At 67.9% G+C, this 17,521-nt stretch carries 20 protein-coding genes; 12 read left to right on the forward strand and 8 right to left on the reverse strand.

All coding sequences use genetic code 11. The features are described 5' to 3' along the window. Positions 1 to 318: 318 nt before the first annotated feature. Positions 319 to 456, reverse strand: coding sequence for a hypothetical protein (locus Q7X29_RS14200; RefSeq protein ID WP_316574317.1), 138 nt, complete (start codon positions 454 to 456; stop codon positions 319 to 321). After that, entirely contained in the window at positions 453 to 1,013 is a 561-nt protein-coding gene (locus Q7X29_RS14205) for a nuclear transport factor 2 family protein (RefSeq protein WP_316574318.1), read from the reverse strand. Before Q7X29_RS14205 ends, Q7X29_RS14200 begins: the two co-directional genes overlap by 4 nt. A 103-nt stretch (positions 1,014 to 1,116) precedes the next feature. On the opposite strand from Q7X29_RS14205, the gene Q7X29_RS14210 reads away from it, so the two are divergent. Further along, positions 1,117 to 1,692: a TetR/AcrR family transcriptional regulator gene (locus Q7X29_RS14210; RefSeq protein ID WP_316575349.1), complete on the forward strand. Its 576-nt coding sequence runs from the start codon at positions 1,117 to 1,119 to the stop codon at positions 1,690 to 1,692. Then, a complete protein-coding gene (locus Q7X29_RS14215) occupies positions 1,689 to 2,594 on the forward strand; it encodes an NADP-dependent oxidoreductase (protein WP_316574319.1) in 906 nt (301 codons plus the stop codon). The genes Q7X29_RS14210 and Q7X29_RS14215 overlap by 4 nt, the downstream gene beginning before the upstream one ends. A 10-nt stretch (positions 2,595 to 2,604) precedes the next feature. Here Q7X29_RS14215 and Q7X29_RS14220 read toward each other — a convergent pair whose 3' ends face one another. The 4 genes from Q7X29_RS14220 to Q7X29_RS14235 are packed head-to-tail and all read right to left on the reverse strand — an operon-like array spanning position 2,605 to position 4,960. Further along, positions 2,605 to 3,477, reverse strand: coding sequence for an NAD(P)-dependent oxidoreductase (locus Q7X29_RS14220; RefSeq protein ID WP_316574320.1), 873 nt, complete (start codon positions 3,475 to 3,477; stop codon positions 2,605 to 2,607). After that, positions 3,470 to 3,865, reverse strand: a complete 396-nt coding sequence (gene pcaC, locus Q7X29_RS14225) for a 4-carboxymuconolactone decarboxylase (protein WP_316574321.1) — start codon at positions 3,863 to 3,865, stop codon at positions 3,470 to 3,472. The genes Q7X29_RS14220 and pcaC overlap by 8 nt, the downstream gene beginning before the upstream one ends. A gap of 15 nt (positions 3,866 to 3,880) precedes the next feature. Further along, a complete protein-coding gene (locus Q7X29_RS14230) occupies positions 3,881 to 4,705 on the reverse strand; it encodes an SDR family oxidoreductase (RefSeq protein WP_316574322.1) in 825 nt (274 codons plus the stop codon). 45 nt (positions 4,706 to 4,750) lie between these two features. Beyond that, positions 4,751 to 4,960 carry a hypothetical protein gene (locus Q7X29_RS14235; RefSeq protein WP_316574323.1) on the reverse strand — a complete coding sequence of 70 codons (210 nt, stop codon included), beginning with the start codon at positions 4,958 to 4,960 and terminating at the stop codon, positions 4,751 to 4,753. 78 nt (positions 4,961 to 5,038) lie between these two features. Between Q7X29_RS14235 and Q7X29_RS14240 the strand changes: the two genes are divergently transcribed. From Q7X29_RS14240 to Q7X29_RS14275, 8 genes are all read left to right on the forward strand, one after another. Then, positions 5,039 to 6,616, forward strand: coding sequence for a methylmalonyl-CoA mutase family protein (locus Q7X29_RS14240; protein ID WP_316574324.1), 1,578 nt, complete (start codon positions 5,039 to 5,041; stop codon positions 6,614 to 6,616). Further along, positions 6,616 to 7,017 carry a cobalamin B12-binding domain-containing protein gene (locus Q7X29_RS14245; protein WP_316574325.1) on the forward strand — a complete coding sequence of 134 codons (402 nt, stop codon included), beginning with the start codon at positions 6,616 to 6,618 and terminating at the stop codon, positions 7,015 to 7,017. The genes Q7X29_RS14240 and Q7X29_RS14245 overlap by 1 nt, the downstream gene beginning before the upstream one ends. A 48-nt stretch (positions 7,018 to 7,065) precedes the next feature. Further along, positions 7,066 to 8,022 (forward strand): TIGR03564 family F420-dependent LLM class oxidoreductase, encoded by a 957-nt coding sequence (locus tag Q7X29_RS14250; protein WP_316575350.1) that lies wholly within the window; start codon positions 7,066 to 7,068, stop codon positions 8,020 to 8,022. After that, positions 8,019 to 9,068, forward strand: a complete 1,050-nt coding sequence (locus Q7X29_RS14255) for a CaiB/BaiF CoA transferase family protein (RefSeq protein WP_316574326.1) — start codon at positions 8,019 to 8,021, stop codon at positions 9,066 to 9,068. Before Q7X29_RS14250 ends, Q7X29_RS14255 begins: the two co-directional genes overlap by 4 nt. Before the next feature lie 75 nt (positions 9,069 to 9,143). Then, positions 9,144 to 10,547, forward strand: coding sequence for a class I adenylate-forming enzyme family protein (locus Q7X29_RS14260; RefSeq protein ID WP_316575351.1), 1,404 nt, complete (start codon positions 9,144 to 9,146; stop codon positions 10,545 to 10,547). Beyond that, entirely contained in the window at positions 10,525 to 11,430 is a 906-nt protein-coding gene (locus tag Q7X29_RS14265) for an acyl-CoA dehydrogenase family protein (RefSeq protein WP_316574327.1), read from the forward strand. The genes Q7X29_RS14260 and Q7X29_RS14265 overlap by 23 nt, the downstream gene beginning before the upstream one ends. After that, entirely contained in the window at positions 11,417 to 12,505 is a 1,089-nt protein-coding gene (locus Q7X29_RS14270) for an acyl-CoA dehydrogenase family protein (RefSeq protein ID WP_316574328.1), read from the forward strand. The genes Q7X29_RS14265 and Q7X29_RS14270 overlap by 14 nt, the downstream gene beginning before the upstream one ends. Position 12,506: 1 nt before the next feature. Next, entirely contained in the window at positions 12,507 to 13,277 is a 771-nt protein-coding gene (locus tag Q7X29_RS14275) for an enoyl-CoA hydratase/isomerase family protein (RefSeq protein WP_316574329.1), read from the forward strand. Between the two features lie 72 nt (positions 13,278 to 13,349). Here the strand turns inward: Q7X29_RS14275 and Q7X29_RS14280 are convergent, their stop codons facing one another. Together Q7X29_RS14280 and Q7X29_RS14285 are read right to left on the reverse strand one after the other, a co-directional pair. After that, a complete protein-coding gene (locus tag Q7X29_RS14280; RefSeq protein WP_316574330.1) occupies positions 13,350 to 14,105 on the reverse strand; it encodes an SDR family NAD(P)-dependent oxidoreductase in 756 nt (251 codons plus the stop codon). Beyond that, positions 14,102 to 14,866: an SDR family NAD(P)-dependent oxidoreductase gene (locus Q7X29_RS14285; protein WP_316574331.1), complete on the reverse strand. Its 765-nt coding sequence runs from the start codon at positions 14,864 to 14,866 to the stop codon at positions 14,102 to 14,104. Before Q7X29_RS14285 ends, Q7X29_RS14280 begins: the two co-directional genes overlap by 4 nt. A gap of 52 nt (positions 14,867 to 14,918) precedes the next feature. On the opposite strand from Q7X29_RS14285, the gene Q7X29_RS14290 reads away from it, so the two are divergent. Together Q7X29_RS14290 and Q7X29_RS14295 are read left to right on the forward strand one after the other, a co-directional pair. Beyond that, positions 14,919 to 16,355 carry a class I adenylate-forming enzyme family protein gene (locus Q7X29_RS14290; protein WP_316575352.1) on the forward strand — a complete coding sequence of 479 codons (1,437 nt, stop codon included), beginning with the start codon at positions 14,919 to 14,921 and terminating at the stop codon, positions 16,353 to 16,355. Continuing rightward, a complete protein-coding gene (locus tag Q7X29_RS14295; protein WP_316574332.1) occupies positions 16,348 to 17,499 on the forward strand; it encodes a thiolase family protein in 1,152 nt (383 codons plus the stop codon). The genes Q7X29_RS14290 and Q7X29_RS14295 overlap by 8 nt, the downstream gene beginning before the upstream one ends. Positions 17,500 to 17,521: the final 22 nt, after the last annotated feature.

A 17,521-nucleotide genomic window follows, 5' to 3' on the forward strand; every position in this document is an offset into this window, starting at 1 on the left:
GTCGGCGTTCCTCCGCCATCGCGGCGGACCTGTGTGATGGCGACCTCCTGGTCGACCTTCTTCGAGCGGAGGAGATCGCCGAGCGGTGATTGCTCGGTGCCGAGATAGCCCGGCTGACTCCAGAAGTCGTCGGCGTAGTTCTGACCATGAGTCTGACCTGCGTGCCGAAGCCGAGCAGGCCGGCGGGACCCGCCGGGGTCCCACTTCCGTTGAGACCGAGCAGATATTCATAGTCTTTCCAAGAGCACAGCGGCACAACGAGTTTCGTCAATTCGGGTCAGCACGGTTCGCTGCGCGGCGTCGAGTCTCGCGTAAGGGTCACCGCTGCCGCCGGGCGTCGCCGGCGCGCACTCGGGCGGGGTTGCGCCGATGCGGTCGCGGGACAACGGCGAGCACGACGGAGGCGGCGGTGATGACCGCGGGCAGCGCGGATTTCGCGGGGCGTCTGCCGATCATCGATGGTCGTCCTCGGTGGCGGTGCGGAGCAGCGGGCGCTGGTAGGACAGGTCGGAGGTGTCTCGCGCGCCGGCCGGATAGCCCTGGCTCGCGAAGAACGGGGAACCCAGAATTGAGGCGTCGGCGGTGAACATGATCTCGACCGTGGAGCGGCGCAGCGCGATTCGCCACTGTCCGTCGCGGCGTTCGAGCCGATCCACGTAGCGGCCACTGACGAACTGCGCGGTCCTCGCGTCGTTGCCGAGGAGGACGACGATCGAATAGCTCTCCGCATGGGCGGTGTCGCCATCGATCTCGCAGGTGTGGGTGGTGATGTTGTGCGTGTGCACGCGCGCGGTCGCGGCGTGAGTGGCGTTGGCCCACTGCGCGTAGTCGGCGCCGGTATTGGTCGCCTTGCCGTGCTCGTCGATCGCGTCGGGGTGGTAGGCGCCGGTGATCAGGTCGGCGTCGTGCCGGTCGCAGCCACGGGCATGGTTGGCGACGCAGTCCAGGATCGCGGTGCGGTCGAGGAGATATCGCAGGTCCCGTTGCAGGGCTTCCAGGTCGGGTGTCGTCATCGCTGCCTCAGTTGGTGATGTGTACAAGAATGTGGTTACCTTACTCGTAAATGCCATTTTCAGGCGGCGAAAGAAGCGTGCTGTGGGGATCGAGCCACCGCTGGTGCGGTCGCGAAGCGTCGGTATCAGGGGCTCGCGCACTCGCACGGAAATCGTCCGCGCGACAGGGGAATTGACGCTGGAGCGTGGGTACGCGGCCGTCACCTATCGCAGCGTGGCGACCAGGGCTGGAGTCACCGCGGGTCTGGTTCAGTACTACTTCCCGGACATGGACGACCTGTTCATCGCTGTCCTCACCGACAGCACCGACGAGCTAGTGGTCCGGCTGTCGCGAGTGGGGGGTCCGCATCCGCTGCGCGAGGTGTGGGCTTATGCCAACGACCCGGCCGGAGCGCGGCTGCTGCTGGAGTTCATGGCCCTGGCCAATCACCGCAAGCGCGTCGGACAGGTCATCGGCGCGGGCGGGGAGCGCGTCCGGATGGCGCTGCTCGGCGCGGTGACGCCCACCCTGCGGGCCTACGGCCTGCCGGAAGAGGAATTCCCGCCCGCCGCAGTGGTCTTCCTGATGTCCGCCGTTCCCCGGATGATCCATTTCGAGAAGATGTTCGGTGTTTCCACCGGACACGCCGAGATGGTCGAACGGATAGAGACCTTCCTGGATCGAGTGGAGCCCAGATGAAATCGGTGAGCCAAGACGCATTCGGTGGTCCCGAGGTCTTGCGGACCATGGAGACGCCGCGACCGGTTCCCCTGGTAGGCGAGGTGCTGATCCGGATGGCCGCGACCTCTGTGAACCCCGTCGACACGAAGATCAGGTCAGGTGCGGTGCGCCATCTGGGCGAGCCGCCGTTCACCCTCGGATTCGACGTGGCAGGCACGATCGTCGAAGTCGGCGCCGAGGTGGTCGCGTTCGAACCCGGCGATGCGGTTTTCGGCATGGTCGCCGGTCGCACCGGGACCTACAGCGAGTATGTCGTTGCCCGCGCCGATTCCGTGGCGCCCCGGCCGCGGCGGGTGAGCGAACTGCAGGCCGCGGCGTTGCCCACCGCCGGTTCGACAGCCTGGCAAGCGTTGCGGCTGGCCGGGCTGAGCGACGGCGAGCGCATCCTGATCCATGCCGGGGCCGGCGGGGTGGGTCATCTCGCCGTGCAACTGGCCACACTTCGTGGCGCCCGGGTATCGGCGACCGCGCGCGCCGCCAATCACGACTTCTTGCGCGAGCTCGGCGCCGAGGAGGTAATCGACTACCAGAGCGTCGATTTCGAGTCGATCGTCACCGACGTCGATGTCGTGTTGGACTTGGTCGGCGGTGGCTACGGCAGCCGGTCGCTGCGAGTCCTTCGCCCCGATGGCCGCTACGTCACCGCGCAGGGTTCCGACGTCGGCGACGATCCACGCTGCCGCCGTGTCACCGGCCGCCCGTCCACCGACGACCTGCGCGTCCTCGCCGATCTGGTCGGCGAGGGCCTGCTGCGGGTCCATATCGATCGGGTCATGTCACTGACCGAGATCGCCGAGGCCCATCGCCTCAGCGAATCCGGCCGTACCAGAGGCAAACTCGTGCTCGTGCCGTGGCGCTAGGACACCGGCCTCAGCCGTCCGATACCCAGCGGGCGATATCGGTCTGGTCGGCATCCGGGCCGAGATCGGCTGCTGCCCTGGTCCAGACATCTACTCCGTGTTCGGCGAGAGTCGCCGGTACCTCGAGGGTCGCCGCCAGTTCGGTGGCGATGCGCATGTCCTTGATCATCAGGCGCATCGCGAAACCGGAGTCGTAGGTCTCGGGCAGGACGAAGCGGGGGAGTTTGGTTTCGGTGGCCTCGCTGCGGCCGCTGGCGCGGTTGATCACCGACAGCATGAGTTCGGGATCGAGCCCGAATCTTTTGCCGATGGCCAGGCCTTCCGCCGCCGCCAGCAGGTGCACGGCGGCAAGCAGATTGTTGATCGCCTTGAGGGCGTGACCCGCGCCGATCGGTCCGACCCTGGTCGGCGTACCGAGCCTGCGTAGCAGCGGTTCGATCGCGGCAACCGTGTCGGCCTCGCCACCGCACATGATGGTGAGCGTGCCCGCTTCGGCGCCGCGCACCCCGCCGGAGACCGGGGCGTCGACGAAAGCGATGCCGTGCGTAGCCAATTCGGCGGCCATGTGCCGGGTGGACAAGGGTTCGGAGGAACTCATGTCGATAACGGTCGTGCCCGCCCGCAGACTGCCGCAGACGGCGGGATCGCCGAGCAGCGACTCGATGACAGCGGAGCTGGGCAGCATGAGGACGACGTCGTCCGCGTCGGCCACCGCGGCGGGCGCTGTGTCGGCGACCCGGCCACCCGCGAGGGCGAGGGCGGCTCGCGCGGAGTCCAGCGGATCGAACCCGATGACATCGACCCCGGCCTTGACCAGCCGCCGCGCCATCGGCGCGCCCATCTTGCCGAGGCCGAGAAAGGCGACCGCGCGACCGTCACTCATCGGTGTACTCCTCGATAATCGGTCCGGCTACCCGGAACGCTTCCACGGCGGCGGGCACGCCCGCGTACACCATGGTCTGTAGTAGTGCTTCCCGGATCTCCTGCGGTGTAGCGCCATTGGTGAGCGCGGCGCGCACATGGGTGGTGAGCTCGTGGGAGCGGTTGAGAGCCGCCAGCATCCCCAGGGTGACCAGCGACCGGGTGCGGCGGTCCAAACCGGGGCGGGTCCACACCGCGCCCCAGCAGTACTCGGTCACCAGATCCTGTAGGGGTCCGGTGAATTCGTTCGTGGCGGCGAGAGCACGGGCGACGTACTCGGGGCCGACCACCTCGCGGCGGACCCGGAGCCCGGCGTCGTAGAGCTCGCGGCGAGTGCCATCGGAAGCCATGCTGACCGTGCCCTCTCAGTCCAGGAACATATCGCGGATCGGGTTCTCGCCGCCCCCGTAGCGCGTGAGATCGCCGTGGCCGGAGTCGATGAGCACACGGCCGTCGAGGAAGCACTGCCCCGTGGTGTATTCGGCTGGGCGCGAGAGGATTTCGGCAGCCGCGTCGCCCATGATCTCGGGGCTGCGCGAGCGCGCGAGCAGGCTGCCCTCCTGAAGGTTCGCCACCGCCGAGGTGGCGATGTAGGTCTGTGGCCACAGGCAGTTGACGGCGATGCCGTCGTCGGCGAATTCGGTTGCCCAGCCGAGCGACAGCATGGTCATTCCGTACTTGGACAGCGTGTAGGACGGGTGCGCGCCCAGCCAGCGAGGGCTGAGGTTGAGGGGCGGCGCGATGGTCAGCACATGGGGATTCGTGCCGGTCCGCAAATGCGGCAGGCAGGCGCGGGTGAGTAGGAACGTGCCGCGGATATTGATCTCCTGCATCAGATCGAACTGCTTGACCGGCAGGTCCCCGGTCGACTTGGTGGCGATGGCGCTGGCGTTGTTGACACAGATATCGATGCCGCCGAACCGATCCACCGCGGTGTCGACGGCGCGCTGGACGTCTTCCTCACGGCGCACATCGCCGACAACGGCGACGGCCTTGCCGCCCGCCGCCTCGATCTCGGCCACGGCCGTGTGCACGGTGCCAGGGAGTTTCGGATGGGGTTCGGCGGTCTTGGCCAGCACGGCGACATTGGCACCCTGCCGAGCGGCGGCGAGCGCGATGGCCAGTCCGATTCCGCGGCTGGCGCCGGAGATGACCATGGTGCGATCGGTGAGCGGGTGCTGGCTGGACATTGTTCTCCTGAGGGTGTGGGGGGCGAGTGAGGTGGAGGTCTGCGCCTAGGCGACGTCGTCGAGCGGGCGCGCCCGGAGTTCGGCTGGTCCGCGCCATCCGCAGGGCAGGCCGCACGACGCGGTGACTTCCCGCTCGATTCCGCCGTCGGGGAAGCGCCGCACGGTCTCCGATGCGTCGGCGGGGTATCCGCAGCGCGGGCACTTGGCGAAGTAGTCGAGTACGTCTCGGACGCTCAGGTAGCTGGGATTTTTCATGGTCCTCCTCGCCGCAACCATCGGATTCTCTTCACATGGTATTGGCATTCTCATTTTCTGCAAGTATCGTATTCACTGATGAACGACCAGACGCAAACCTCCGCAGGCATCCCGCTTCTAGCGGCATACGGCCCGGACGACCGGCGCGCGGAACCACCCGCGGCCGGCCAGTTCCCCTTCACCCGTGGCAATTTCGCCTCCGGCTATCGGGGGCGGCTGTGGACGTTTCGCCAGTACTCCGGTTTCGGTACTGCCGAGGAGTCCAACCGCCGCTACCGCTACCTCCTCGGGCAGGGCGGTACCGGACTCTCGGTGGCGCTCGACCTGCCCACCCAGTGCGGCTACGACTCCGACGATCCTGAGGTGACCGAGGAAGTCGGCCGGGTCGGCGTAGCCGTCGATACGCTCGCCGATGCCGAGGTGCTGTTCAACGACATCCCGCTGGACAAGATCTCGACCAGCTTCACCATCAACGGCACCGCCGCGATCCTGCTGGCGATGTACGTGGCGGCGGCAGAGAAGGCCGGGGTGTCGCGGGACAAGCTCACCGGCACCATTCAGAACGACATCCTCAAGGAATACGCCTCGCGGGGCACCTGGATCTGGCCGCCGGAGCCGTCGCTGCGCCTGATCGCCGACACCATCGAGTTCTGCGCCGCGGAGGTACCGCGCTTCAACGCGATCTCGGTGGCGGGTGCGCACTTCCGCGATGCTGGGGCGAACGCGGTGCAGGAGATGGCGTTCACCCTCGCCGACGGGGTGACCTACTGCGACACCGTGGTCGAACGCGGGCGCATGACCATCGAGCAGTTCGCCCCGCAGATCTCCTTCTTCTTCTACACCCACGGTGACTTCTTCGAGGAGATCGCCAAGTACCGGGCGGGACGGCGGCGTTGGGCCACCATCGTGCGGGAGCGATACGGCGCGGAGTCCGACAAAGCATCGATGTTCCGATTCGGGTGTGTGGCCGGAGGAGCGTCGCTGTACGCCCCCCAGGCGCAGAACAACCTGGTCCGGGTCGCCTACGAGGCCATGGCGGCCGTGCTGGGCGGAGTGCAGTCGATGTTCACGGCCGCGTGGGACGAACCCTTCGCGCTGCCGAGTGAGGAATCGGCGACCATGGCGCTGCGAACCCAGCAGATCCTCGCCTACGAGACAGGCGTCACCCGGGTGCCCGATCCGCTCGGCGGGTCCTATTTCGTCGAGGCGCTCACCGATGCCACCGAGGAACGAATCATCGAGATCATGGCCGATCTGGAGCGGCACGGCGGGATGGTCCGCTGTATCGAGGACGGCTACCTGCAAGGACTCATCGCCGACGAGGCGTATCGGTCGCATCAGGATGTCGAGTCGGGGACCCGTCCGGTGGTCGGCGTCAACAGATTCGTCTCCGACGAGGCACCACCGGAGATCGCCACCTACGAACTCGATGCCGAAGGGCGTGAACTGCAGTTGAAGCGGCTCGCCCGGGTCAAAGCCGAACGCGATTCCGCGGCCGTTCGCGCCAGCCTCGCCGCCTTGTCGCGTGCCGCGGAGGGAACAGAGAACCTCATGCATCCACTCATCGATTGCGTCAACGCCTACTGCACGGTGGGGGAGATGACCACCGCGCTCAAAGACGTGTGGGGCGAGTTCCAGCAGCCGGTGGTGTTCTGATGACCGCCCGGATTCTGGTTGCCAAGCCCGGTCTCGACGGGCACGACCGCGGCGCGAAGATCGTCGCTCGCGCTCTGCGCGACGCCGGTTTCGAGGTCATCTACACCGGTATCCGGCAACGCATCGAGGACATCGTCTCGATCGCGCTGCAGGAGGACGTGGCGGTGGTGGGGCTGAGCATTCTGTCCGGCGCACATGTGTCGATGACGCAGCGCACCGTCGACGCGCTGCGTGCGGCGGGTGCAGGCGACATCGATGTCATCGTCGGCGGCACCATCCCCAGCGGCGATGTGCCGCGGCTGCTGGAAGCCGGTGCCGCGGCGGTCTTCCCGACCGGCACCGCGCTGGAAGAGCTGGTGCGTTCGGTGCGCGCCCTGACCGAAACCCCCTCCCCGGCATGACCTCTCATCCGGAATCGGGCTCAACGACTGTGGAGAAGTGAAGCAATGGTGCGCATAGGTGTGATGATCGGGCCCGAACGCGGGGATACCACGCGCAAGGTCACCCGCATGCTCGACGACATCGAATGGGCCGAGTCCGCGGGACTCGACACCGCCTGGATTCCGCAGATCCCGACCGATTTCGACGCGTTGATCACCGTGGCGCTCATGGGAAGTCGCACCACACGGATCGAACTCGGCACCGCCGTGGTGCCGCTGCAGGCCCAGCACCCGATCGCCCTCGCCCGCCAGGCGCTGTCCGCGCACGCCGCGGCGGGCGGGCGGCTGGCGCTCGGGGTCGGGCCCTCGCATCACTGGATCGTGCGGGACATGCTCGGGCTGCCCTACGACAAGCCCGCCGCCTACACCCGCGACTATCTCGACGTGCTGACCACGGCATTGAGTGGGCCGGGACCGGTCGACGTGGAGAACGACACCTTCACCGTGCACAATCCACTCGATATCGGCCCGGTCGCGCCATTGCCGGTGCTGATCGCTGCCCTCGGGCCGGTCATGTTGCGGATCGCGGGCGAGCAGGCCGACGGCACCATCCTCTGGATGGCCGACGAGCGCGCCGTCGCCGACCATGTGACGCCGCGCATCACGGAGGCGGCAGCCGCCGCAGGCCGCCCCGCCCCGCGCATCGTCGCGGGTCTGCCGGTGTGTCTGTGCCGGCCCTCGGAGGTGGACGCGGCACGGGAACGCGCGAATCGCATTCTGGCAGAGGCGGAAACGTCGCCGAACTACCAGCGCCTGCTCGACCGCGGCGGCGCGACCAGCATCGGCGACATCTGCGTGGCAGGCGATGAGGAAGCCATCGCCGCTGGGCTGCGTCGCTATGCCGAGGCAGGCGCGACCGACCTGTCGGTGCGCTTGCTCCCGATCGGCGACACCCTCGACGATCTGCGCGCCTCCAAACGCCGCACGCGCGAGATGATCGCCACGCTGGCAAAGGACCTGAGGTGACTGCCCCACTGGCGGGTATCCGCGTGCTCGAAGTCGGAACCATGCTCGCCGGGCCATATGCCAGCATGATGCTCGCCGACCTCGGCGCGGAGGTGACCAAGATCGAACCGCCGACCGGGGACATCTCCCGGCAGGTCGGCGACGCGTATTTCGCCAGCCTCAATCGCGGCAAACGCAGTATCCGCCTCGATCTGGATTCGGAGGTAGGACAGGCCCGGCTCGGGGAACTGGTCGGCGGATCGCACGCGTTGCTGGTGAATCTGAAACCCTCGGCGATCCGGCGGTACGGGCTCACCTACGACTCGCTGCGCCGGTGGAACGAGCGCATCGTCTGCGTCGCCCTCACCGGATACGGGATGGACGCCGGGGACGAGCCCGCTTTCGATTACGTCATCCAGGCCGTCGCGGGGGTAGCCGCGTTGACCGGTGACCCCGCGGGCCCACCGACCTTGCCCGGGTATTCCGCCGCCGACAATTCGACGGGCCTGACCGCCGCCCTCGGCCTGCTCGCCCAGATCGTGTCGGGCCGGGGCGGGCAAGTGGAGGTGTCGCTGCGCGATGTGATGCTGTCCCAGCTGAACTACCACGCCGCCGCCTACCTCAACGAGGGCCGCGCGCCGCAGCGGCGGCCGTTCGGTGCGCATTCGTATTATGTTCCAGCACAGCTCTTTCCGACCTCCGATGGCTATCTCGCGCTCTTCGTGACGCACGACGGCTTCTGGAAGTCGTTCGCGCACGAGGTCGGCATCGACGGTTTCGCGACCATGGCCGAACGCGCCGAGCGTCGCGACGAGGTTCTCGCCGCCGTCACCGCCGCGTTGGTTACCGACACCGCCGCCGGGTGGGAATCCAGGCTCCGGCCCCTCGGTGTGCCCGCCGCCGCGGTCAAGGACCTCCCCGAGGCGCTGGAGGCCGCGCCCGAGGTGATCGTCGACGCGGGGGACTTCCGTCTTGTCGGCTGTCCAGTTCGAGTGACCGGGTATCAGCCACGCTACGGCCCGCCGCCCCTGCTCGGCGAGCACGACATCTCGGCCGGTGCTCAGTGATCTCGAGTGCCGATGTCGGCCCTGGGCGGGTCCGCGCGGATGACTGAGGCGGTGACCGTGGACGAGACGGGCGCTCTGGACGCTACCGCCGCCCTGGTGTTCGAGGATCAGGAGTACACCGGGACCGAACTGGATGCGCTGGCCGATGGATTGGCCGCGACGCTGACAGCGCGAGGTGTGCACAGCGGGGCGCGGGTGGCGCTGATGTCGTCGAACCGTCCCGAGTTCGTCGTCGCGGTGCGCGCGCTGTGGCGGCTGCACGCCGCGGCGGTGCTGATCAGCCCGGCGTTGAAGCGCGGCGAAGTAGCGCATGCCTTATCGGTCACCGCACCGTCCCACGCACTCGGCGACCAGGCTGTCCTTGCCGGGTTGATGCCCATGCTCTCGCTGGACGAGCCGATCACGCCTGCCCGCGGCCGCTACCGGCCCCCGGCTCCCGAAGCGGATGCCCTGCTGGTGTTCAGTTCCGGCACAACGGGGATGCCCAAGGCCGTCCGGCATACCCACGGCTCCTTCGCGACAGCCGTCGAACACTGGCGGCAGGCGCTGAGTTTCACCGCGGACGACCGCATCCAGGTGCTCACCCCGCCCTCGCACATTCTCGGTCTGCTCAATATCGAACTCGCCCTGCGCAGTGGGGCGTGGGTGCGACTGCATCCGCGGTTCGAGCTGGAGCGGATGCTGCGGTGTATCGAGGCCGACGGGATCACCGTCGAGATGGCCGTCGCCCCCATCGCGATGGCGCTCGCGGCCCATCCCGAGCTGGAAACCTATGACCTGACCTCGCTGCGCTACATCATGTGGGGTGCGACCCCGGTCACGGTCGGGGTGGCCGAAAAGGTCACGCGCCGAACGGGAATCGGTTGGGTACCCGCCTACGGAGCCAGTGAGGTACCGGTCATCGCCTGCAATCCGACCGACGGTGCGCGACTGGACAGCGTCGGTCGGCCCGTGTCCGGCGTGGACGTGCGGATCGTGTCACTGGAATCCGGTGTGCCGGTGGAGTCGGGTGGGACCGGTGAGATCGAGGTGCGTTCGGCATCGCGGATGGCCGGTTACCTGCCGAGCGCCGCGACCGCGCAGGCAGTGCACGACGGGTGGTACCGGACCGGCGACGTCGGGTACCTCGATGCCGACGGTTGGCTGTTCGTCACCGACCGCGCCAAGGAGATGATCAAGGTCCGCGGCTTCCAGGTCGCTCCCGCGGAGATCGAAGCGGTGCTGCACGGCCATCCGCTGGTTGCCGACTGCGCGGTCTTCGGGGTGCCGGATCCGGCCGACGGGGAAGCGGTCGTCGCGGCCGTCGCCACGACCGGACCGGTGACCGCGGCCGAGCTCACCGGCCTGGTCGCCGACCGGCTGGCCACCTACAAGCGAGTGCGACAGGTCGTATTCGTTGACCAGATTCCGCGCCTGCCATCCGGCAAGGTGCTGCGCCGAAGTCTCGAGGAGCGCTATGGACGTACGTCTGACGAGTGAACAACGGCAGCTGCGCGACGCGGCTGCCAAACTGGCCGACGAACTGGGACCGGGTTCGGTCCAGGATCTGGCGGACACCACCCGGATCACCCGGCTGGAAAAGGCCGTGGACACCACGGGCTGGCGCGCACTGCGCTCCGACGGCGCGACCGGCGTCGAAGTCGCCCTCGTGGCCGAGGAATTCGGCCGCGGCCTGATCGATGTGCCGTTCCTCGGACCCGTACTGGCCGACGACCTGTACGGACGCGTACGCGGCGAGGCCGAGTACTGGACGATCGCCATGGACGGCCGGACCGTGGACAGTCGCGGCTGCGAGCGCGTCTTGATGATCGACGAGCGCCAGGTCGTCGCCGGGGTGGTGGGAGCCGCACTGGACACCGTGGACCTGACCCGTATGGAAGCCGAGGTGACCGGCCCCCGGGAGCTGCTGGGTGAACTGTCGGAGCAACAGACCGACCACTGGTACGCGCTCGCGCTGGTCACCACCACGGCGGATCTGCTCGGCGCGGCTCGCGGTGCGCATGCCCTGGCCGTCGACTACGCGAAAATGCGTGAGCAGTACGGACATTCGATCGGTTCGTACCAGGCTGTCGCGCATCTGCTGGCCGAAGGGCTGGCGCTGATCGAAGGATCGATCAGCGTGCTGCGACACGCGGCCTGGGCGGTCGACGAACTCGATCCCGACCAGGCCGTGCGGGCCGCCCGCATCGCGAAGGTGTACAGCGCGCGGGCGGCGCGCACCGTGTGCGAGACCGCGATCCAGGTCCACGGCGGTATCGGCAATACCTGGGAGTGCCTGGCGCAGGTGTACCTGAAGCGCGCACTCGCATCCATCGAACTGTTCCCCGTGACCCTGGAGGAGATCGACTGTGGACTTTCGTGATTCACCGGCGGAGGCCGCGTTCCGGGATCGGTTGCGTGGCTGGCTGTCCGAACAGGCGGGCAAGTTCCCGACTTCCGGCGACGAGTACTGGGCCAGGCAGGGCGAATGGCATCAGGCGCTCTACGGGGCCGGCTTCTTCGGCATCACGTGGCCGAAGAAGTTCGGCGGTCAGGAACTGGCGCCGGTCTACGACGTGATCCTGGACGAGGAACTGGCTCGGGCCGGCGCACCGCCGCGACCGAGCTTGGGCTACCTGATCCAGGGTCTCGGCAGGCACGGCAGCGAGCAGTTGCAGCAGCGTTTCCTGCCCGGGATGATCGACGGCACCGAGCGCTGGTGCCAGGGCTTCAGTGAACCCGATGCAGGCTCGGATCTGGCGTCGCTGAAGACTACAGCCGTCCGCGACGGCGACGACTACGTGATCCGCGGCCACAAGATCTGGACCAGCTATTCCGATGTCGCCGACTGGTGTCTGCTGCTGGCGCGCACGGACCCGAAAGCGCCTCGGCACAAGGGAATTTCGGCTTTCGTCGTCGCCATGCGCCAGCCAGGGATCGAGCAGCGCCCGCTGCAGATGATCAGCGGTGTCACCCGGGAGTTCGGGCAGGTGCTCTTCGACGAGGCACGGGTGCCCGCCGACCACATGGTCGGTGCGCCGGGGGAGGGCTGGAAACTGGCGATGACCGTGGTCGGGCACGAGCGTGAGCCCGCTACCCTCGGCTACTCGGCCCGGTACGGAAAACTGCTGCGGCAGTTGACCGGCCGGGTCCAGGGTGAACCGCCGCAGGAGCTGCGCTGGGCCGCGGTCGAAGCCGAGATGCTGCGCCTGCACGTGCGACGGCGGCTGTCCGAACAGCTCGACGGTGTCTCGCACGGCCCGGAGGGATCGGTCGACAAACTGCTCATGACCTGGGTGGACCAGTCGGTCGGGCACGCCGCGCTCGCTGTCGGCGGCACCCGCGACCCCGAACTGTTCGGGTCCTACCTCTACAGCCGCGCGCAGAGCGTGATGGGCGGCACCTCGCAGATCCAGAAGAACATCATCGCCTCACGTATTCTCGGATTGGAAGCCTGATATGTACGACCTACCAGCCGAAATCGACGTTCGCGCCGAGGGCTCGCTGCGGATCATCACCCTGAACCGCCCCGACAACCTCAACGCCGTCAACGATGCCCTGCACACCGGGCTGGCGAAGCTGTGGCCGCAGCTGAACGACGACCGCGAAGCCCGCGCCGCTGTCCTCACAGGAGCAGGCAAAGCCTTCTCGGCGGGCGGGGATTTCACCTACCTCGCCGAGCTGGCCCGCGACGACGAGCTGCGGACGAAGACTATCGCGCACGGACGCGACATCGTGCTCGGCATGACCCGTTGCCGGGTACCGGTGGTGGCGGCGGTCAACGGCCCGGCGGTGGGCTTGGGGTGCAGCTTGGTGGCGTTGAGCGACATCGTATACATCGCCGAGGACGCCTACCTGGCCGACCCGCACGTCCAGGTAGGGTTGGTCGCCGCCGACGGCGGACCGCTCACCTGGCCCCTGCAGATCAGTCTGTTGCTGGCCAAGGAGTACGCGCTCACCGGCACCCGCATCACCGCCGAACGCGCGCGCGAACTCGGCTTGGTCAACCATGTGGTGGCCGACCCGTTCGCCGAAGCTCTCGCCACGGCGAAACGCATCGCCGAACAACCACGCCAAGCGGTGGAGGCGACCAAACGGTTATTGAACATCCACCTCGAGCGGGCTGTGCTGGCCAGCATCGACTACGCGACGCAGGCTGAGTACCAGTCCTTCCAGACCGAGGATTTCCAGCGCAACATCGCCCGGCTGACTGCCGGAAAGCAGCGCTGACAGCGAGCCTGCGCGCAGAACGCAGAACAGGCCCCGAAGCTCGGCTTCGGGGCCTGTGCGCTCTGCGCCCGGTCAGCGGGATTGCCGCTGTGCCAAGGGGCTGTCGGAGCGCTGGACGGTTCCGGTGATGCCCCTGCCGTCCTGTCCGGCCAGGAGAACAGCGGCCGCGGCCATCGTCTCCGGAGGTTCGACCATGTCCGGCGGGATGTCGCCGCCGCCTGCCGCCTGCCAGCCCTCGGTGAGTACCACCCGGGCCGGGCTGAGGCAGTTCACCGCGATGTTGTCAGCTCGGAGATCGGCGGCCAGCCCGACGTAGAGACGTTCGACCGCGGCCTTGGACACCCAGTAGGCATTCGAGCCGCGGTCGATCATGTCGACGCCGGTGGTGGTGACGGCGATGAGCGACCCGCCGCCACGGGAACGCAAATGCGGGACAACCGCTTTCGTCACCAGGAACACACCGGTGAGATTGACGTCGAGACACAACTGCCACCGCTTCAATGGTGTGGACTCGATGGGGCCGAGCCACAGCACGCCCGCGTTGGCGACCAGAATGTCGATTCCGCCGAACTCGGCCACGGTGGCAGCCACCGCCGTCTCGACGGACTCCTCATCTGTCACGTCGCACGGTACCGCGAGTGCGCGCCCGCCGGCCGCCGTAATACGTTCGGCGACACTGTGAATGGTTCCGGGTAGCCGTTGCTCGCGTTCGGTGCGCGCGGCGACCGCGACCGCTGCTCCGGCCCGCGCCAGCCCTTCGGCCACCGCCGCCCCGATGCCCCGGCTGGCACCGGCGACGAAGGCGACTTTGTCGGTGAGCGAGGTCATTTCGGCGGGAAGCGCAGCGCGCCGTCGAGCCGGATGACCTCACCGTTGAGGTACTCGTTCTCGATGATCGACTGCGCCAGTTGCGCGTACTCGGTGGATCGGCCCATGCGCTTGGGGTGCGGTACTTGCTTGCCCCAGTACTCCTCCAGCTGATCGGCGGCTTTGCCGTAGGCGGGTGTGTTGACGGTGCCGGGCGCGATGGTGACCACGCGGATGCCGAGCGGAGCCAGGTCGCGCGCGGCGACGAGGGTCATGCCGACCACACCGCCCTTGGCTGCGGCATAGGGGAGCTGACCGATCTGCCCCTCGTAGGCGGCGATCGAGGCGGTATTGACGATGACGCCCCGCGAGCCCTCGGCCAGCGGTTCGGTCTTGGCGATCGCCTCGCCCGCGAGCCGCATCACGTTGAAGACCGCGGTCAGATAGAACTCGATGGTTGTCCGGAAGCCGTCGAGCGCCAGCGGTCTGCCGTCCTTGCCGATCAGTCGACCACCGCTCGCCGGTCCGCCGTGGGTGTCGACCGAGATCCGCAACGGACCCAGTGATTCCGCCTCGGCAATCGCCGCCCGCACCGACTCCTCACTGGTGGCGTCGGTGTGTGTGTAGCGGATGCCGAGCTCGTCGGCGAGTTGCTTGCCCTTGTCGTCGGCGACGTCGGCGACCACCACTTTCGCGCCCGCCGCGACCAGGCGGCGCACGGTGGCCTCGCCGAGTCCGCCCGTGCCGCCCACGACGAGTGCGACGCTCCCGCTGATATCCATTTCGAATCCTCTCTTGCAATTGCGACTCTCTGTTGTAGAGAATAGCATTCTCATGAACATCAGCATGATTCTCGATATGGCCGCTTCGGCGGAGGAGCGCGCGGTGGTGACGGCCGAGGGCCGGTCACTGTCGGCGATAGAACTGGCCGCGGCGTCGCGGCGGGCGGCGGGGCGGTTCCGGCGACATTCCGCGGTGCTCTACCTCGGTGCCAACCACCTCGCCTATCCCGTCGCGCTGTTCGGCGCGGCGCTGGCCGGAGTGCCGTTCGTACCGCTGAACTACCGTCTCGGCGCGCAACAGCTGGCTGCTCTGCTGGCTCGCCATCCCGGCGCCCTGGTCCTCCGATCCGACGATCTCGACGCACTCGTGGCACACGATGCGGCAGAAGATGATTCGGATCCGCCGGGCGAGGTTCACTGGGACGGCGACGGCATCGCGGTGATCATCTACACCAGCGGCACCACCGCAGAGCCCAAGGCCGCGCTGCTTAGGCACCGGCACCTCATGGCCTACCTGCTGAACACGCAGGAGTTCGGTAGTGCGGGCGGAGAGTCCACGCTGGTGTCGGTGCCGCCGTATCACATCGCGGGTCTGACGAATCTGCTGTCGAACCTCTACAGCGGCCGGCGTATCGTCTACCTGTCCGCCTTCGATCCCGTCGACTGGCTGGAAACCGTTCGGCGCGAAGACATCACCCACGCCATGCTGGTGCCCACCATGCTCGCCCGGATCGTGGACGCAGTACCCGGCGAGGACGCTGCCGTGCCGAACCTGCGCAGCCTCGCCTACGGCGGCGCGCGCACGCCGCGTCCGGTGCTGGAGCGCGCGCTGCGGGTCTTCCCGCACACGGGATTCGTGAATGCCTATGGCCTGACCGAAACCGCCTCCTCCATCGCGGTGCTCGGTCCGGACGACCATCGCACGGCGCTCGCTGCCGACCAGCCCTCGACCCGCGACCGCCTCGGTTCGGTGGGTCGCCCGCTACCCGGGATCGAGATCGAGATCCGCAGCGAGGCCGGGCAGGCCGTCGCGGCGGGGGAGCCGGGGCTGGTCTTCGTTCGTGGGGACCAGATCTCCGGCGAATACGGCGGCCGCAGTGCCCTTGATGCCGGTGGCTGGTTCCCGACCCGGGACCTCGGACGCCTGGATATCGACGGTTACCTCTATATCGAGGGCCGGGCCGACGACACCATCATCCGCGGCGGCGAGAACATCGCACCGGCCGAGATCGAGGATGTGCTGCTTGCGCACCCCGGTGTTCGGGAGGCTGCGGTGATCGGTGTGCCCGACCCGGAGTGGGGGCAGCGGCTGGTCGCCGTCCTCGTCGGTAAGGGCGACCCGGAGGAGATCCAGCAGTGGGTGCGCGAGCGCCTGCGCTCGTCCAAGACGCCCGACGCGATCGTCTTTCGCGGTGAACTGCCGCGAACTGAAACCGGAAAACTATTGCGCCGCAATTTGATCGCTGAATTGGAGAACACCAATGCCTGATCCCGAAGCCGTCATCGTCGCGGCCTTGCGCACCCCCATCGGTACCGCTGGGAAGGGGACCTTACGCGATACCAACGCGTTCTATCTGGCCGGCCACGTGATCGCCGCCGCGGCGGCGCGCGTGGACGCCGGTCGCATCGACGACGTGATTCTCGGTGAAGGTCGCTACGGCGGCGGCGTGGTCGCCCGGCACGCCGCCATCACCGCAGGCCTCACCACGATTCCCGGACTCGCCCACAACCGCCACTGTGCCGCGGGGATGTCGGCGGTACAGACCGCAGCCGCCGGAATCCGGGCCGGGATGGACGAACTCGTGCTAGCAGGCGGCGTGAACTCCGATTCCACCGCTCCCAAGGCCCGCTTCCGGGTCGATGCCGACGAGTGGATCGACCCCTGGGTCTCGCCGTCTCATCCGGACCGGCCGGACGCGCCCAACCTGGACATGTCCATCACTGTCGGCTGGAACACCGCCGTCAAATACGGCCTGACCCGCGAGGAGATGGACGCCTGGGCGCTACGCTCACATCGCAACGCTATCGCCGCCATCGACGATGGCCGTTTCGTCGAGGAGATCGTGCCTGTCGAGACCCCACACGGCACCTTCGCGGTCGACGAGCATCCCCGGCGCAGTACCAGCATGGAGAAGTTGGCCGCCCTCAAACCGTTGCACCCGGAAATCGACGGGTTCGGCATCACCGCAGGCAATGCCAGTGGGGCCAACGACGGGGCCGCCGTGCTCGCCCTGGCCTCCGGGCAGCTCGGCCTGCCGGCGCTGGCGACCGTGCGCGCGTGGGCCTCGGTGGGCGTCGATCCGGCCGACACGGGCCTTGCTCCCATCGGAGCGATTCGTAAGACGCTGCACCGATCGGGGCTCTCGGTCGCCGATATCGACCTCTTCGAGATCAACGAGGCATTCGCGGCAGTGCCGTTGGCGACCATCAAAGAACTCGACATCGATCCCGCGCGTGTCAATGTCAACGGCAGCGGTTGCTCGCTCGGCCATCCCGTGGCCGCGAGCGGTGCGCGGATGATCGTGACCATGGTCCACGAATTGCGCCGTCGTGGTGGCGGATTCGGGATGTTGGCCATGTGCGCGGGCGGCGGCATGGGATCGGCCACCCTCATCGAGGTGCCCGCCCCGTGATGGCGATGCGCCGGTGACCATC

It is taken from the genome of Nocardia canadensis (genome assembly GCF_032656385.1).
Lineage (GTDB): Bacteria > Actinomycetota > Actinomycetes > Mycobacteriales > Mycobacteriaceae > Nocardia > Nocardia canadensis.

What these genes read in the sequence shown, in the direction of transcription:
- Q7X29_RS14200 (WP_316574317.1), bottom strand. Translation starts at nt 456, where the DNA reads ATGATCGGCAGACGCCCCGCGAAATCCGCGCTGCCCGCGGTCATCACC.
- Q7X29_RS14205 (WP_316574318.1), bottom strand. Translation starts at nt 1,013, where the DNA reads ATGACGACACCCGACCTGGAAGCCCTGCAACGGGACCTGCGATATCTC.
- Q7X29_RS14215 (WP_316574319.1), top strand. Translation starts at nt 1,689, where the DNA reads ATGAAATCGGTGAGCCAAGACGCATTCGGTGGTCCCGAGGTCTTGCGG.
- Q7X29_RS14220 (WP_316574320.1), bottom strand. Translation starts at nt 3,477, where the DNA reads ATGAGTGACGGTCGCGCGGTCGCCTTTCTCGGCCTCGGCAAGATGGGC.
- pcaC (WP_316574321.1), bottom strand. Translation starts at nt 3,865, where the DNA reads ATGGCTTCCGATGGCACTCGCCGCGAGCTCTACGACGCCGGGCTCCGG.
- Q7X29_RS14230 (WP_316574322.1), bottom strand. Translation starts at nt 4,705, where the DNA reads ATGTCCAGCCAGCACCCGCTCACCGATCGCACCATGGTCATCTCCGGC.
- Q7X29_RS14235 (WP_316574323.1), bottom strand. Translation starts at nt 4,960, where the DNA reads ATGAAAAATCCCAGCTACCTGAGCGTCCGAGACGTACTCGACTACTTC.
- Q7X29_RS14240 (WP_316574324.1), top strand. Translation starts at nt 5,039, where the DNA reads ATGAACGACCAGACGCAAACCTCCGCAGGCATCCCGCTTCTAGCGGCA.
- Q7X29_RS14245 (WP_316574325.1), top strand. Translation starts at nt 6,616, where the DNA reads ATGACCGCCCGGATTCTGGTTGCCAAGCCCGGTCTCGACGGGCACGAC.
- Q7X29_RS14265 (WP_316574327.1), top strand. Translation starts at nt 10,525, where the DNA reads ATGGACGTACGTCTGACGAGTGAACAACGGCAGCTGCGCGACGCGGCT.
- Q7X29_RS14275 (WP_316574329.1), top strand. Translation starts at nt 12,507, where the DNA reads ATGTACGACCTACCAGCCGAAATCGACGTTCGCGCCGAGGGCTCGCTG.
- Q7X29_RS14280 (WP_316574330.1), bottom strand. Translation starts at nt 14,105, where the DNA reads ATGACCTCGCTCACCGACAAAGTCGCCTTCGTCGCCGGTGCCAGCCGG.
- Q7X29_RS14285 (WP_316574331.1), bottom strand. Translation starts at nt 14,866, where the DNA reads ATGGATATCAGCGGGAGCGTCGCACTCGTCGTGGGCGGCACGGGCGGA.
- Q7X29_RS14290 (WP_316575352.1), top strand. Translation starts at nt 14,919, where the DNA reads ATGAACATCAGCATGATTCTCGATATGGCCGCTTCGGCGGAGGAGCGC.
- Q7X29_RS14295 (WP_316574332.1), top strand. Translation starts at nt 16,348, where the DNA reads ATGCCTGATCCCGAAGCCGTCATCGTCGCGGCCTTGCGCACCCCCATC.